This is a genomic window from Bradyrhizobium sp. MOS001, assembly GCF_004634465.1.
Taxonomy (GTDB): Bacteria; Pseudomonadota; Alphaproteobacteria; order Rhizobiales; family Xanthobacteraceae; genus Bradyrhizobium; species Bradyrhizobium barranii.
Map to the genome: position 1 here is coordinate 614,372 of NZ_SPVJ01000001.1, position 15,161 is coordinate 629,532.

Below are 15,161 nucleotides of genomic sequence, written 5' to 3' on the forward strand. Positions count from 1 at the left end.
CACGCGATGGACGACCTGAAATCGATCATTGGAAAAGTGGCGACCGGCGCCAGCCTGTCGCGTGACGAAGCGGCTTCCGCCTTCGACGCCATGATGTCCGGCGAGGCCACGCCCTCGCAGATGGGTGGCCTGCTGATGGCGCTGCGGGTGCGCGGCGAGACCGTGGACGAAATCACCGGCGCGGTCTCGGCGATGCGCTCCAAGATGCTCACGGTCGACGCGCCCGCGGACGCCGTCGACATTGTCGGCACCGGTGGTGACGGCTCCGGCTCGGTCAACGTCTCGACCTGCTCATCCTTCATCGTCTCGGGCACCGGCCTGCCGGTGGCCAAGCACGGCAACCGTGCGCTGTCGTCGCGCTCGGGCGCCGCCGACGTGCTGGCGTCGCTCGGCGTGAAGATCGACCTCAGGCCCGAGCAGGTCGGCCGCTGTGTGCGCGAATGCGGCATCGGCTTCATGTTCGCCCCTGCCCACCATCCGGCGATGAAGAACGTCGGCCCGACCCGGGTCGAGCTTGCGACACGCACGATCTTCAATCTGCTCGGCCCCTTGTCGAACCCGGCCGGCGTCAAGCGCCAGATGGTCGGCGTGTTCTCGCGGCAATGGGTGCAGCCGCTTGCGCAGGTGCTGAAAAACCTCGGCTCGGAATCCGCCTGGGTGGTGCATGGCTCCGACGGTCTCGACGAGATCACCCTCACCGGCCCGACCTTCGTCTCCGCGCTCCACAATGGCGAGATCCGGAATTTCGAGGTGACGCCGGAGGACGCCGGCCTGCCGCGCTGCGATCCCGGTGCGCTCAGGGGCGGCGACGCCGACGCCAATGCGATCGCCTTGCAAAGCGTGCTCGACGGCAAGCCGAGCCCCTATCGTGACGTCGCGCTGATCAACGCCGCCGCCGCGCTGGTCGTGGCCGGCCGCGCCAAGGACCTCAAGGAGGGCGTTGCGATCGGCGCGAAGTCGCTCGACAGCGGCGCGGCGAGCGCGCGGCTGAAGCATCTGATCGCGGTCTCGAACGGCTGAGCCTGACATGTCGGACATCCTGACCAAGATCGAAGCCTACAAGCGCGAAGAGATCGCAGCCGCCAAGCGCGCGCAGCCGCTCTCGGAAGTCGAGGCCAAGGCCAAGGCGCAGGGAGCCCCACGCGGCTTCGTCCGCGCGATCAAGGCCAAGCACGCCAATGGCGACTACGCGCTGATTGCCGAGGTCAAGAAGGCCTCGCCGTCGAAGGGGCTGATCCGTGCCGATTTCGATCCGCCGCTGCTCGCCAAGGCCTATGAGGCCGGCGGTGCGGCCTGTCTGTCGGTCCTGACCGACACACCCTCGTTCCAGGGCCATCTCGACTTCATGGTGGCGGCGCGCGCGGCGACGTCGCTCCCGGTGCTGCGCAAGGATTTCATGTTCGACACCTATCAGGTGATTGAGGCGCGCGCGCACGGCGCCGACTGCATCCTGATCATCATGGCCGCGCTCGACGATGCCACAGCCAAAGATCTCGAGGACGCCGCCCTCACCTACGGCATGGACGTACTGATCGAAATCCACGACCGCGCCGAGCTCGACCGCGCGCTGAAGCTGCGTTCGCCGATGATCGGCGTCAACAACCGCAATTTGCGCACCTTTGAGACCACGCTCGCGACCAGCGAGACGCTGGCGCCGCTGATCCCTGCGGAACGGCTGATGGTGGGCGAGAGTGGCATCTTCACGCCCGCCGATCTCGCCCGGCTTGAGCGCGTCGGCATGTCGACCTTCCTGGTCGGCGAGAGCCTGATGCGCCAGGCCGACGTGACCGCCGCCACGCGCACGCTGCTCGCGCGCGAGAACGCGCCGCGCGCGACGGGTACGCGCTGACATGGCGCGCAAGCCCGCCAAGGCCAGGCAATCCAAAGCGAAAGCCGGCCCTGCCCTCACCCATATTGGCGCCTCCGGCGAGGCGCGGATGGTGGACGTGTCGGACAAGCCCGCGACCGAGCGGCTCGCGGTCGCCGAAGGCCACGTCATCATGACCAAGGCGACCCTTGATCTCATCGTCTCGGGCAACGCCAAGAAAGGCGACGTGCTCGGCACCGCGCGCATCGCCGGCATCATGGCCGCCAAACGCACCTCGGAGCTGATCCCGCTGTGTCATCCCCTCGCGCTGTCGAAGGTCACGGTCGACATCGAGCCCGACCCGAAACTGCCAGGCTGCCTCGTCCGCGCCAGCGTGAAGGTGACGGGCCCGACCGGCGTCGAGATGGAGGCGCTCACGGCGGTGTCGGTCGCCTGCCTCACCATCTACGACATGATCAAGGCGGTCGAACGCGGCGTGCGCATCGAGGGCATCCATCTGGTCGAGAAGCTCGGCGGCAAGTCGGGCCACTACCGCGCCTGAGCGCCGCGTGATCTATTTCGCCTCGCGCTGCCGCTCGCGATAGGCGCGCGTCTTCATCCGGTTGCCGCACAGCGTCGACATGCACCACCGCCGCGTCGATGGTTTCGAGCGGTCGAAGAACACCCGGCGGCATTCTTCCGACGCACACATCTTCAGCCGGTCCAGCGTTCCCACAAGCGTCGCGTCATGGAGCTCGATCGCGATGGCCGACAGGCCTGCGAGCGCATCCTCGCGCGCTGCCGACAGCATCGCGCCACGGCCTGCGCGCGCCTCCACCCGCAACGGAAGCGGCGCGAGCGCCTCGTTGAGCGTGCCGAGAACGCTCCTGTTCCGGGACCGCTCGGCGGGCTCGCATTGCAGATAGGCGCGCAAGGCGCCGCGCAGTCGTAGCGCGGTCTCAAACATCGCGGGCGTGACACGCCCGCCCTCGGCGCCAAGGCCGCGTTCCCGCATCCAGTCCGCAAGTTCCTTCGGCCCGCCGAGCTCATCGCTCTCCGGGTGCTCCACGCCGAAATGCATGAAGTGGCGAACATCGAGCGTGTTGGCGAAATCGTAGACGTTCGCCAGCGTGTCGGGAACCTGGAATTTGCGCGACTCTTTCGACATCGGAACACCAAAGATTGGAACACCAGTAAAACAGATTTACTGGTTGACAGCAAGCGACACCTGTATCCTAATTATACTGGTGTCGAATCCTTCGGGATCGAGCGCCCATTGCGATCACCAGAACGGAGACCCCGAGCCGATGGCCGATGCCCTGCACTATCTCGAACTCACCGCGCTCGCAGCGCGCCTCAGGGCGCGCGACATCTCCGCGCTGGACGTGACGCGCGCGCAACTCGACCGTATCGACGCCATGGACCGGGATCTCGGCAGCTACGTTCATGTGATGGCGGAAACCGCCATCGCAGAGGCAAAAGCCGCGGACGCCGAAATCGCACAGGGCCGGTATCGCGGACCGCTGCATGGCGTGCCGATTGCGCTCAAGGACCTGTTCTGGACCAAGGGCATTCCGACGGCGGCCGGCACCATGCTTCATCGCGACTTTCGTCCCCACGAAGACGCAACCGTCGTGCGCCGGCTCAAGGACGCAGGCGCCGTGATACTCGGCAAGCTGCAACTCACCGAGGGCGCCTATTCCGATCACCATCCATTGGTGACGCCGCCGAAGAATCCGTGGAATGCGAGTTACTGGCCGGGCATTTCGTCCAGTGGCTCGGCGGTCGCAACCGCTGCCGGGCTTTGCTTCGGCTCGCTCGGCTCCGACACCGGCGGTTCGATCCGCTGGCCCTGCGCCGCCAACGGGCTGACCGGATTGAAGCCGAGCTGGGGTCGCGTCAGCCGACACGGCGCCTTCGAGCTGGCCGCGACGCTCGACCATGTCGGACCGATCGGCCGCAGCGCGGCCGATGCGGGCGCGCTGCTCGGCGTCATTGCCGGACACGACCCCAACGACCCCACCTCGGTGTTCAATCCGGTGCCCGACTATCTGGCCGCGGCCGCACAGGACGTGCGGGGCTTGCGGATCGGCGTCGATGCCGCCTGGAACAGCGACGACGTGGACGTTACGACACAGCACGTGCTGGCAGACGCCATCGACGCGTTCCGCGCGCTAGGCGCCGACATCGTCGATGTCAGATTTCCTGACGTAGTGCAGGCGATTGCCGACTGGACACCGAATTGTGCGGTGGAGGCTGCGGTCGCGCACGAGACGACCTATCCTGCCCGCAAGAACGAGTACGGCCCGATGCTCGCCTCGCTGATCGAGGCCGGCCGCGCGCTGTCCGCTCTCGATTATCAGAAGATCCTGCTGCGGCGGCTGGCGCTGCGCGGCCGCGTCACCGCGCTGTTCGAGACCATTGACCTGCTGCTGATCCCGGTACACCCGTTCCCGCCGGTGACGCTCGCCATGATCCAGACGCTCGGCGAGCAGCCGGATCTGATCGCGAAGCTGCAGCGCTACACCTGTCCGTTCGACATGACCGGTCATCCCACGATCACGCTACCGGGTGGTGCATCGGCAGACGGACTGCCGATCGCGTTCCAGCTCGTCGCCGCTCATCTCGGCGAGGCCATGCTCGTGCGCGCCGGCGCGGCGTTCCAGCGTGCCACGTCCTGGCACCGTCGCCATCCTTCCCTCACCTCGCGGAGGCAGCATTGACCATTCAATCCACGCTCGCTCAGCGAGGCATTTTCCATGGCTGGTTCGTCGTCGCGGCGGCATTTGCCGTCATGTTTGTCGGCTTCGGCTCCGCCTACACGTTCAGCGCATTTCTGGAGCCGCTCCAGCGCGATTTCGGCGCCTCGCGCGGTTCAATCTCGCTCGTGTTTTCGATTGCGGGCTTTCTGTACTTCGCGCTCGGACTCGTCAGCGGTCCCCTCGCCGACCGGTTCGGCTCGCGTCCGCTGGCCATAGCCGGCATGATCCTGATCGCGGTCGGACTTGCGGCCGCGAGCGCGGCACGTTCCCTTGTCGAGGTCTATCTCGCCTACGGGCTGGGCGTCGGCCTCGGCCTCGGCTGCGCCTATGTTCCCGCGATCGGCGCGGTGCAGCGCTGGTTCGTCAAGCGCCGCGGCTTCGCCTCCGGGCTCGCGGTGAGCGGCATCGGGCTCGGTACGCTGGCGATGCCGCCGCTCGCCTCATTGTTGATCGCATCGGTGGGCTGGCGCGGCGCCTATCTGGTGCTGGGCGCGATCGCGCTGGTGCTGGGCGGCGGAGCGTCGCTGCTGATCGAGAACGATCCGAAGCACCGCGGCCTCGGACCCGACGGTGATCCGCCTCGCGAGGCCGCGGGCGCAAGCAATGCCGGCGGCGCTTCGGTGCGCGAGGCCGTCCGGTCGACGCGGTTCATCGCCCTCTACGCATCGTGTCTGGTCTGCTCGTTCGGCGCCTTCGTCCCGTTCGTCCATCTCGTGCCTTACGCGCGCGACCACGGGGTCGCGGCGTCTTCTGCGGTGCTGCTGCTCGGCGTGATCGGGGCCGGCAGCACCGCTGGCCGCTTCTTTCTCGGCGCGCTCGCCGACCGGATGGGCCGCGATCGCTCGCTCATCATGGTCCTGGTCGGAATGGCGTTCGCGATGGCGATCTGGGCCATCGCCGCCGATGTCTGGACCCTCGCCGCTTTTGCCTTCGTCTACGGCGTGTTCTACGGCGGCTGGGTCGCGGTGCTGCCCGCGGTGGTCATGGACTATTTTGGCGGACGCAACGTCAGCGGAATCATCGGTATTCTCTACACCAGCGTGGCGTTCGGCACGCTGGTTGGTCCGAGTGCGGCCGGCTTCGCCTATGACGTCAACCACAGCTATACGTTGCCGATCCTGATCAGCGCCGCCGCGAACGTCGTCGCGGCGCTGATCGTGGCGGCGATACTGGCGCGCAGCGGAGCCCACGCGATCAGCGCAGCGAAGAGCTGATCGACCCGAATTTGGCGTTAAGCTTGGAGCCCATGCCGTTCACGACGGAAATGATGGCCAGCGCGATGCCGGCGGCAATCAGGCCGTATTCGATCGCGGTCGCACCACGCTCGTCGGCCAGGAAGTTCTTCAAGGTGTTTGTCATCGTTCGTGTCCTCTCTGTGTCGTCGGCAGGCATGTTCGCAAATCACGTGCCAATGCCGACTCGAGGATCGCCAACATCTTAGATGGTTAAGCCTTGGTTGACCGTGGCACGACCGGCAGGAATTGACCGGCATCGCGAGAGCTTGCGGCAATTCCTGCACGTCCTGCGTCGCGCGCATCGATTGCTTTTGTGCGCGGCCGTTCATGTCGCATTAACCGCGCTTCCTAACTTCGCCTCCATATCGTTTCCGTAAACCAATGGATGTTCTCGGGATCAAGAAGCGATCCTGACGTGTGCGCGGCAACGATCGACATGATGACGAAATACGGCAGTCGCCTCTTTGACCAGGTCTTCGTGCGCAGCGGACCGATCCGCTGGCTGGTCGTGGGCGGCACGTTGCTGATCGCGGCCATCGCCATTGGCTCGGTCCTGATGGCGCAGAATTTCCGAGAGCGCGCGCTGCGCAACAGCGGGCGCGAGCTGGAAAACACCGTCCTTCTGCTCGCTCATCATTTCGATCAGCAGTTGCAGGATTTCGCGGTCATCCAGAAGGATTTCGTCGACCACGTCCGCGCGACCGGCATCGCAAGCGCCGAGGACTATCGCAAGCGCCTCTCCGGCCAGGACGTCCACCGGATGCTGCGCTCGAAGATCGAGGCGCTGCCCTACATGGGCGGCGTCAACATCATCGATGCCGAAGGCAATCTCATCAACTCCTCGACGGCGTGGCCGGCCCCCAAAGTGAACGTCGCCGATCGCGCCTATTTTCGTACTTTCAAATACGATCCTTACTCGCCGAACGTGCTGATCGAGCCGGTGCACAGCCGCGTCTCCGGCGCCTGGACCATCCTGATCGTGCGCAAGATCGTGGGACCGAACGGCGAGTTCATGGGCGTGGTCGGACGCGGCATCGAACCGGCCAATTTCGAGAAGTTCTTCGCCTCCGTCGTGCTCGGCGAAGGCGCCACGATCTCGATGCTGCATCGCGACGGCACGCTGCTCGCTCGCTATCCCCATTCCAGCGAGCAGATGGGCAGGAATTTCAAGACCGGCCCGTTCGAGCAGCAGAGGATATTCGGGCTCGATCACTTCGCCGGCCGCATCATGAGCCCCGTCGACGGAGAAGACCGTCTGATCTCCTCGCGTGCCCTGCCCCACTTCCCAATCCTGATGATGGCCACCACGACGCGCGCGGCGGCGCTAACGGACTGGCGCGAGCAGATCGGCATCCTGATCTCGGTTGCGGGCGCCTCCGCGCTCGCCATCGCGGGCGTGCTGATCGCGATCGTGCGCAAGCTGCTGGAGCAGCACCGCGCCTCCCGCGAGCGGCTGACGCTGGAGAAGCAGCGCCTCGACCGCGCCGTCAACAACATGACGCAGGGCCTGCTGCTGTTCGATGCCGAGCGGCGGCTGGTGATCTGCAACCAGCGCTACATCGAGATGTACGGCCTGTCGGCCGAGGTGGTGAAGCCCGGCTCAAGCTTCCACGACATCATCGCCCACCGCAAGGCGACCGGCTCGTTCACTGGCGACATCGGCGACTATGTCGTCCGTGTGCTGCGCGACATCCATGTGCGTAACTCCATGGTGGTCGACACCTCCGACGGGCGCTCGATCCACATCCTCAACGAGCCGCTCGCGGACGGAGGCTGGGTGGCGACCCACGAAGACGTCACCGAGCGCCGGCGCATCGAAGAGCGCATCACCCACCTCGCCCATTACGACGCGCTGACCGACCTGCCCAACCGCACCATGTTCCACGAGCACCTGCGCGCGGAGCTCGCCGCCATCGCCGGTGGCGAAGAGATCGCGGTGCATTACATCGACATCGACGAGTTCAAGGGCGTCAACGACGCGCTCGGCCATCTCGTCGGCGACGAGCTGTTGAAATCGATCGCGACGAGCCTCAGCCGCTGCGAGGGTCCGCAGGACTTCGTGGCGCGGCTCGGCGGCGACGAATTCGCCATCGTACAGAGCGCGGTGACGTCGCTGGAGCAGGTCAACGAGCTCGTCGCGCGGGTCTTCCAGGCCATCCGCGCGCCGTTCGACTGCATGGGCCATCATCTCACCACGGACGCCAGTATCGGCATCGCGCTGGCGCCACGACACGGCACCGCGCTGGACCAGATCCTGAAGAACGCGGACATGGCGATGTATGCCGCCAAGGCCGCCGGACGCCGCACCTATCGCTTCTTCGAGCCGGAGATGGACGCCAAGGTCCAGGAGCGCCGGCAGCTCGAGATCGATCTGCGCCATGCCATCGCCCAAGGTGGGCTCGAAGGCGGGCTCGAGGTCTACTACCAGCCCTGTCTCGCCCTGAAGGACGACCGCATCACCGGCTGCGAGGCGCTGGTGCGCTGGCGCCATCCCGAGCGCGGCATGGTCTCGCCCGCCGAGTTCATCCCGATCGCCGAAGACACCGGCCTGATCAACGAGATCGGCGAATGGGTGCTGGCCACCGCCTGCCGCGATGCCGCCAACTGGCCCGACGACATCCGCCTCGCCGTCAACGTCTCGCCGGTGCAGTTCAAGAGCGGCACGCTGGCGCTGAAGATCATGGCGGCCCTTGCCGCCTCCAATTTGCCGGCGAGCCGGCTCGAGCTCGAGATCACCGAGGCCGTGCTGATCCGCGACGACGACACCGCGCTTGCGATCCTGCATCAGCTCCGCGCCATCGGCGTGCGGATCGCACTCGACGATTTCGGCACCGGCTACTCCTCGCTGAGCTATCTGCACCGCTTCCCGTTCGACAAGATCAAGATCGACCGCTGCTTCGTCAGCGACATCGCCGGTCCCGACGGCTCCGCCAGCATCGTGCAGGCCGTCGTTAACCTGGCTGCCGCCCGCCGCATGACCACAACGGCCGAGGGCGTCGAGACCGAGGAGCAGCAGCGCTTGCTCCGCGCGCTCGGCTGCTCCGAGATGCAGGGCTACCTGTTCAGTGCCGCAAAACCGGCCGGCAAGGTGCTGGAGCTGTTCGCGCTGCATCGCAGCCGCCTCGCCCAGCGCGGTGGCGAAGGAAGCCGGCGCCGCGAGGCCAGCTAGGGCGGTCTTCCCAACAATTGGAAGCGTCACCGCACGAATTCGCCCGGGAGCGGTCATCCGCTCCCGGGCGATATCTGAACGTCGTAAGGCTTAGTTCGGTACCGCCGCCTTCGGCGCAGGCTTGGCGGCGACCGCATTCGCGGTCACGCCGTGCAGGAAGTCGTAGGCCGCATGCAGGGCCTTGTCGTCCTTCTCTTCCGGCGGGACATAGGACTGCGATCCGGTCTGCTCGGTGCCGTCGGCGGCCTGCAGATGGCCGCGCATCTGGGACTCCGCCATGGTGTCCATCCGGCCCTTCAGCTCGGGCGGCACATCCTGGAGGATCTCGATGTCGGGCGCGATGCCCTGGGCCTGGATCGAGCGGCCCGACGGCGTGTAGTAGCGCGCCGTGGTCAGCGCCAGCGCGCCATTGCCGGCGCCGAGCGGAATGATGGTCTGCACCGAGCCCTTGCCGAACGAGCGCGTGCCGATGATCGTGGCACGCTTGTGGTCATGCAGCGCGCCTGCGACGATCTCCGAGGCCGAAGCCGAGCCGCCATTGACCAGAATCACCAGCGGCTTGCCTTTGGTGAGGTCGCCGCCATGCGCGGTGAAGCGCTGGGTCTCTTCGGGATTGCGGCCGCGGGTCGAGACGACCTCGCCACGCTGGAGGAACGCGCTCGACACCGACACGGCCTGGTCGAGCAAGCCGCCCGGATTGTTGCGCAGGTCCATCACGTAGCCGACCAGCTTCTCCGGCGGGACCTCCTTGGAGATCGACGCGATCGCCTTCTTCAGGCCGTCGGTGGTCTGCTCGTTGAACGAGGTGACGCGGATATAGCCGATGTCGCCGTTCTCGACGTGGAAGCGCACCGGACGCACATGGATGATCTCGCGCTTGATCGCGACGTCGAGCGGAGCGTCGGCGCCCTTGCGCACGATGGTGAGCTTGGTCTGGGTATCGACCGGCCCCTTCATCTTGTTGACGGCCTGCTCGAGCGTCATGCCCTGCACGGCATCGCCGTCGATCTTGCTGATGAGGTCGCCGGACATGATCCCGGCCTTGGACGCCGGCGTGTCGTCGATCGGCGAGACGACCTTGACCAGGCCGTCCTCCATCGTGACCTCGATGCCGAGCCCGCCGAACTCGCCGGAGGTGGTCTCCTGCATCTCGGTCCAGGCCTTGTCGTTCATGTAGCGTGAATGCGGATCGAGCGAGGTCACCATGCCGGTGATCGCGCCTTCGATCAGCTTGGAATTGTCGGGCTTCTCGACATAGCTCGCCTTCACCCGCTCGAACACTTCGCCGAACAGATTGAGACGGGAATAGGCATCATCCGCGCTCGCTGCCGCCCGTGCCGCCCATACTCCACCGTGCGGGCTGGCGACCAGAAGGGTTAGACACGCTCCCGTGAGTGCGCCCAGGGGGAACAGCAGGTTTTTCCGCATGGATAGGCTGGCCTTCTTGCTGGAGCTTTGCTTTGGGCTTGTGAGGCGCCATGCAAATGGCGATCCAGCCCGCTGTTCACAATACCATTCTGGTTTCTTCAAGGCCGGGACGCCACGCCGGCGGGTACATCGTAAAAATCCCTTCGCCCGGGCCTAAACTTTTGGCAACGTTCCGAGACCGTTTCGCGCAAGGCGGGAATCGGCCGGCCGGCCCACGCCTCTCAGCTATGCGATTTTAGGATGGTTTTGGAGGGCCGGACACGATAGGCGATGACAACAAGGCTTCAAATTCTCGGGAGGACAACAATGAACGACGCGCCCCGCATCCGGCCGGAAAGGAACGTCGAACTCGGCGCCAGCGCCGAGCCATTCCAGAACCTGCACGAATTCATCCGCAAGGCGCGCGCCAACCTCAACCAGAACGCCTGGGACTATATCGTCGGCGCCGCCGAGACCGAGACCACGATGCGCCGCAACCGCATGGCGCTGGACGAGATCGCCTTCCGGCCGCGCGTGCTGCGCGACGTCCGCGAGGTCGACGGCTCGGTCGAGCTGTTCGGGCGCAGGATGCGGCTGCCGGTGGTGCTGGCCCCTGTCGGCGCACTGGAGATCTTCGATCCGGATGGCGCGGCGAGCGTCGCCCGCGCCTGCGGCACCTTCGGCGCGGCGCACATGCTGAGCTCGGTGTCCGAGCCCGGCCTGGAGAAGACCGCCGAGGCCGCCCCTGACGCGCTGCGGCTCTATCAACTCTATGTGCGCGGCGACGACGATTTCGTCGCCGATGTCGTCAGCCGGAGCGAGAAGAACGCCTACGCCGCCTTCTGCCTGACCGTTGACACCGCCCATTACAGCCGTCGCGAACGTGACATTGCCAAGCGCTATGTTCGCGAGAGCCGCCTGCGCGCCACCGGCGGCGATTACCAGAAGGGCCTGGAGTGGCGGACCGTGAAGATGATCAAGGACAAGTTCAAGATCCCGCTCATCCTGAAGGGCATCGCCACCGCCGAGGACGCCCGGATCGCGGTCGACCACGGCGTCGAGTGGATCTACGTCTCCAACCATGGCGGCCGCCAGCTCGATCACGGCCGCGGCGCCATGCATGTGCTGCCCGAGATCGTCGACGCCGTGAAGGGACGCGCCAAGATCATGGTCGACGGTGGCTTCTGCCGCGGCACCGACATCGTCAAGGCGATCGCGGCGGGCGCGGACATGGTCGGCATCGGCCGGCTGCAATGCTGGGCATTGGCGGCGGCCGGCGAGGCCGGCGTGAGGCGAATGCTGGAGCTGCTCGAGGACGAGGTGCTGCGCTGCCTCGGCCTCTTGGGCGCCACCTCATTCGCCGAGGTCGACAAGTCCTGCCTGCACCAGGCGACTGCAACGAATGCGCCGAGCGTGTTCAGCGCGTTCCCGCTGTTCGACCATGACCCCTATCGATATTGAGTGAAAGGATGCAATGAGCTCGCTCTCTCCCGGCAGCGCGGACGCGCTGCTGTTCGATCTCGGGCGCGTCGTGCTCGACATCGATTTCTCCAAGGCGATCGCCTGCTGGGCGGGACATGCCGGCTGCAAGCCGGACGCCATCGTCGCGCGCTACGTGCGGGACAGCGAAGCCTACCGGCTGCACGAGGTCGGCAAGATCAGCGACGAGGCCTATTTTGACTCGCTGCGCGCCTCGCTCGGGATCGGCATTTCGGACGCGCAGTTCCTGGAGGGCTGGAACGCGATCTTCGCCGGCGAGATGCCCGACATCGCCGAGCTGCTGCCGCGTGCGGCGAAGCAGTTGCCGCTCTACGCCTTCTCCAACACCAACCGGCCGCATGTGGACCACTTCTCGAAGGAATATGCCGGCCTGCTCGGCCATTTCCGCGAGCTGTATCTGTCGTCCAGCATCGGCCTGCGCAAACCGGATGTGGAGGCCTTCGACCATGTCGTGGCCGCGATCGGCGTGCCGGCGAACCGTATCGTGTTCTTCGACGATCTTGCCGAGAACATCGAAGGAGCGCGGTCGCGCGGCCTGACCGCGGTCCACGTGACCTCGCCCCGCGACGTCGGGAATGCCCTCAAGGCGCTCGGAATCTGACCTCTGGCCGGCAAGCCGACGGGCCGCGAGTGGAACTATTTTGCCTGGGGGCGAGGAACCAAAACCCTTTGTGCATTTTTATACGGAGTTCCCGGAACGATTGCCCCTCTCGGGACTCATGAGTCCGTTGGGAATTCTACATCGGGCTTATCGTCGTGTTGGGCAAAACCTACCTTACCAAGCAAGCCTCTCTGCTGATGAAATTCGCCAGAACCACCTCGGATTCTGACCTCTCCGCAAAACTGATCAGCAAGGCCGCCGACCTGAAATCCCAGGCCGACCCGCTGCCTGACAAGGATCAGGGCCCCGCAGCGCCGGACGTCAGTCCGTACAAGCCGCCGGGGAGTTGACCGATGCTGGCCGTGGCTCTCGTCCTTCTCGTCCTCGCCATGGCCATCCTCGTACCGGTCTGTCTCGCCTTCTGGATCATGCCGCGGCGGACTTGATGCTCACCCTTCATCGCAGAGCGGATGACGCAGGATAAATCATCCTGCGCGGCCACTGTTTTGCCTCTGCGCCTGCACTCGGCTAGAACTCTCGCCGCCGATTTGCCCGAACGGGCCCAGCAGGAGTTTTCACCCGTGGCCCTGATGCCGGTTTCCGACGCGCTCGCTGCGGTGCTGGCGGGCGCAGAGCCGCTGCCTGAAGAGATGATCGCGCTCGACGCAGCCTTCCACCGCGTGCTCGCGCGCGACGTCGCCGCGCGGCGCACGCAGCCGCCGCAGGCGATGTCGGCAATGGACGGCTATGCGGTGCGCGCGGTCGATGCGGCGAAGATCGACTCCCAGCTCACCCTGATTGGCGAGGTCGCGGCGGGCCGCCCGTTTGCGGGATCGGTCGGCGCCGGCGAGGCCGTGCGTATCTTCACCGGCGGTGTCGTTCCCGATGGCGCTGATGCGGTCGTGATCCAGGAGGACACGATCGCGGACGGCAAGCGCATAACGATCAAGGAAGCCGCCGTAACGGGGCGGCACATCCGCCCCGCCGGCGTCGACTTCTCGGAAGGCGACGTGCTGCTGCGCAAGGGAGCCCGGCTCACCGAGCGCGACCTCGCGCTCGCCGCCGGCATGAATTACCCGCAATTGCCAGTCCGGCGACGCCCGAAGGTCGCGATCCTCGCGACCGGCGACGAGCTGGTGATGCCGGGTACGACGCCGGGCCACGGCCAGATCGTCTATTCCAACGGCTACGCCCTGCACGCGCTCGCCCGCAGCGAGGGCGCCGATACCATCGACCTCGGCGTTGCCGCCGATACGCTGGAGGCCACCACGGCCGGCATCGGCCGCGCGCGGGAGAGCGGCGCCGACATCCTGATCACGACCGGCGGCGCGTCGGTCGGGGACCACGATCTGGTCCAGCAGGCGCTGAGGGACGAAGGTATCTCGATGGCGTTCTGGAAGATAGCGATGCGGCCGGGCAAGCCGATGATGAACGGGCGGCTCGGCGCGATGCGCGTGATCGGCCTGCCCGGCAATCCCGTGTCATCCTACGTTTGCGGCTTCCTGTTCATGGTGCCGTTGATTCGCGCGCTTTCGGGCCGTTCGATGATTCATCACCGCCGCGAACGCGCGGTGCTCGGCCGCGATGTCGGCGCCAACGACCAGCGCGAGGATTACCTGCGCGCACGCCTCGAGCTCCGCGATGACGGCACGCTCGTCGCCCTTCCGGTCAATCACCAGGATTCCTCGCTGCTTGCGAATCTCGCTGCGGCACAGGCACTTCTCGTGCGCGCGCCATTCGCGTCGAAGGCCGAAGCCGGCACGCCTTGCGAGGTCTTGCGGCTGCCCGTCTGAGCGCTTCGTTCGCGTGCGTTCCGCGAACTTTGTCGCGTTCACGGTAAATTAAGCAGTTGCGGAACATGTATCGAACATATAGTGTCTGTTCATGATTTGTTTCGAGAATGTAGCGGCTTACTGCTGAATTCAGCGTCTCGGAATCGAACGACATCAACCGGGGGATTTTGGTCGAGATGTTAACGCGCAAACAATACGAGCTCCTGCGGTTCATCAGCGAACGGCTGAAGGAAAGCGGCGTGCCGCCCTCCTTCGATGAGATGAAGGACGCGCTCGACCTGCGCTCGAAATCGGGCATCCATCGCCTGATCACTGCGCTCGAGGAGCGCGGCTTCATCCGGCGCCTGCCCAACCGGGCCCGCGCCATCGAGGTGATCAAGCTGCCCGAGCTTCAGGCCGCTGCCGGCAGCCGCCGCGGCTTCACGCCGAGCGTCATCGAAGGCAATCTCGGCAAGGTCCGCACGACTTCGAGCCCGCCGGCGGACGAGGGCGAGCGCCCCGTCGCGGTCCCCGTGATGGGCCGCATCGCGGCCGGTACGCCGATCGAGGCCTTGCAGACCCGCAGCCACACCATCAGCGTACCGCCTGACATGCTCGGCTCGGGCGAACATTACGCGCTCGAAGTGCGCGGCGATTCCATGGTCGAGGCCGGCATTCTCGACGGCGACATGGCGCTGATCCAGCGCAACGAGAGCGCCGATACCGGCGATATCGTGGTGGCGCTGATCGACGACGAGGAGGCGACGCTCAAGCGCTTCCGCCGCCGCGGCGCCTCGATCGCGCTCGAGCCCGCCAATGCGGCCTATGAGGTCCGCATTCTGCCGCCCAACCGGGTGAAGATCCAGGGCAAGCTGATCGGGCTGTACCGGAAGTATTGATACCGGACG

General features: G+C 66.0%; 14 protein-coding genes. 11 read left to right on the forward strand and 3 right to left on the reverse strand.

Annotated features, from left to right (window positions below):
- The first annotated feature begins 6 nt into the window (after positions 1-6).
- From trpD to moaC, 3 genes are read left to right on the forward strand one after another with little or no spacing between them, the layout of a single operon-like run.
- Complete coding sequence (gene trpD, locus CT676_RS02950; protein WP_135213788.1) at positions 7-1,020, forward strand: anthranilate phosphoribosyltransferase; 1,014 nt, start codon at positions 7-9, stop codon at positions 1,018-1,020.
- Positions 1,021-1,027: 7 nt separating this feature from the next.
- Positions 1,028-1,849, forward strand: coding sequence for an indole-3-glycerol phosphate synthase TrpC (gene trpC, locus CT676_RS02955; RefSeq protein ID WP_135213789.1), 822 nt, complete (start codon positions 1,028-1,030; stop codon positions 1,847-1,849).
- A 1-nt stretch (position 1,850) separates the two neighbouring features.
- Positions 1,851-2,369 (forward strand): cyclic pyranopterin monophosphate synthase MoaC, encoded by a 519-nt coding sequence (moaC, locus tag CT676_RS02960; RefSeq protein ID WP_135213790.1) that lies wholly within the window; start codon positions 1,851-1,853, stop codon positions 2,367-2,369.
- Positions 2,370-2,381: 12 nt separating this feature from the next.
- Here moaC and CT676_RS02965 read toward each other — a convergent pair whose 3' ends face one another.
- Positions 2,382-2,975: a CGNR zinc finger domain-containing protein gene (locus CT676_RS02965; protein ID WP_135213791.1), complete on the reverse strand. Its 594-nt coding sequence runs from the start codon at positions 2,973-2,975 to the stop codon at positions 2,382-2,384.
- Positions 2,976-3,114: 139 nt separating this feature from the next.
- Between CT676_RS02965 and CT676_RS02970 the strand changes: the two genes are divergently transcribed.
- Positions 3,115-4,530: an amidase gene (locus tag CT676_RS02970; RefSeq protein WP_135213792.1), complete on the forward strand. Its 1,416-nt coding sequence runs from the start codon at positions 3,115-3,117 to the stop codon at positions 4,528-4,530.
- Positions 4,527-5,783 carry an MFS transporter gene (locus CT676_RS02975; protein ID WP_135213793.1) on the forward strand — a complete coding sequence of 419 codons (1,257 nt, stop codon included), beginning with the start codon at positions 4,527-4,529 and terminating at the stop codon, positions 5,781-5,783. The genes CT676_RS02970 and CT676_RS02975 overlap by 4 nt, the downstream gene beginning before the upstream one ends.
- Here the strand turns inward: CT676_RS02975 and CT676_RS02980 are convergent.
- Entirely contained in the window at positions 5,764-5,928 is a 165-nt protein-coding gene (locus CT676_RS02980) for a Flp family type IVb pilin (protein WP_028149628.1), read from the reverse strand. The two genes, CT676_RS02975 and CT676_RS02980, sit on opposite strands and share 20 nt — an antisense overlap.
- 312 nt (positions 5,929-6,240) lie before the next feature.
- Between CT676_RS02980 and CT676_RS02985 the strand changes: the two genes are divergently transcribed.
- Positions 6,241-8,973, forward strand: a complete 2,733-nt coding sequence (locus CT676_RS02985) for an EAL domain-containing protein (RefSeq protein ID WP_167767927.1) — start codon at positions 6,241-6,243, stop codon at positions 8,971-8,973.
- A gap of 90 nt (positions 8,974-9,063) precedes the next feature.
- On the opposite strand, the gene CT676_RS02990 is transcribed toward CT676_RS02985, so the two are convergent.
- Complete coding sequence (locus CT676_RS02990; RefSeq protein ID WP_028149630.1) at positions 9,064-10,401, reverse strand: S41 family peptidase; 1,338 nt, start codon at positions 10,399-10,401, stop codon at positions 9,064-9,066.
- Positions 10,402-10,707: 306 nt separating this feature from the next.
- Here CT676_RS02990 and CT676_RS02995 point away from each other — a divergent pair, with 306 nt between their 5' ends.
- From CT676_RS02995 to lexA, 5 genes are all read left to right on the forward strand, one after another.
- Positions 10,708-11,841, forward strand: a complete 1,134-nt coding sequence (locus tag CT676_RS02995) for an alpha-hydroxy acid oxidase (RefSeq protein ID WP_135213795.1) — start codon at positions 10,708-10,710, stop codon at positions 11,839-11,841.
- A 13-nt stretch (positions 11,842-11,854) separates the two neighbouring features.
- On the forward strand, positions 11,855-12,481 hold the full coding sequence (locus CT676_RS03000; protein WP_135213796.1) for an HAD family phosphatase: 627 nt from the start codon (positions 11,855-11,857) through the stop codon (positions 12,479-12,481).
- Positions 12,482-12,678: 197 nt separating this feature from the next.
- Positions 12,679-12,831, forward strand: a complete 153-nt coding sequence (locus CT676_RS03005) for a hypothetical protein (protein ID WP_244623050.1) — start codon at positions 12,679-12,681, stop codon at positions 12,829-12,831.
- A gap of 231 nt (positions 12,832-13,062) precedes the next feature.
- Complete coding sequence (gene glp / locus CT676_RS03010; RefSeq protein WP_135213798.1) at positions 13,063-14,274, forward strand: gephyrin-like molybdotransferase Glp; 1,212 nt, start codon at positions 13,063-13,065, stop codon at positions 14,272-14,274.
- Between the two features lie 176 nt (positions 14,275-14,450).
- Positions 14,451-15,152 carry a transcriptional repressor LexA gene (lexA, locus tag CT676_RS03015; RefSeq protein WP_014494969.1) on the forward strand — a complete coding sequence of 234 codons (702 nt, stop codon included), beginning with the start codon at positions 14,451-14,453 and terminating at the stop codon, positions 15,150-15,152.
- The last annotated feature ends 9 nt before the right edge of the window (positions 15,153-15,161 follow it).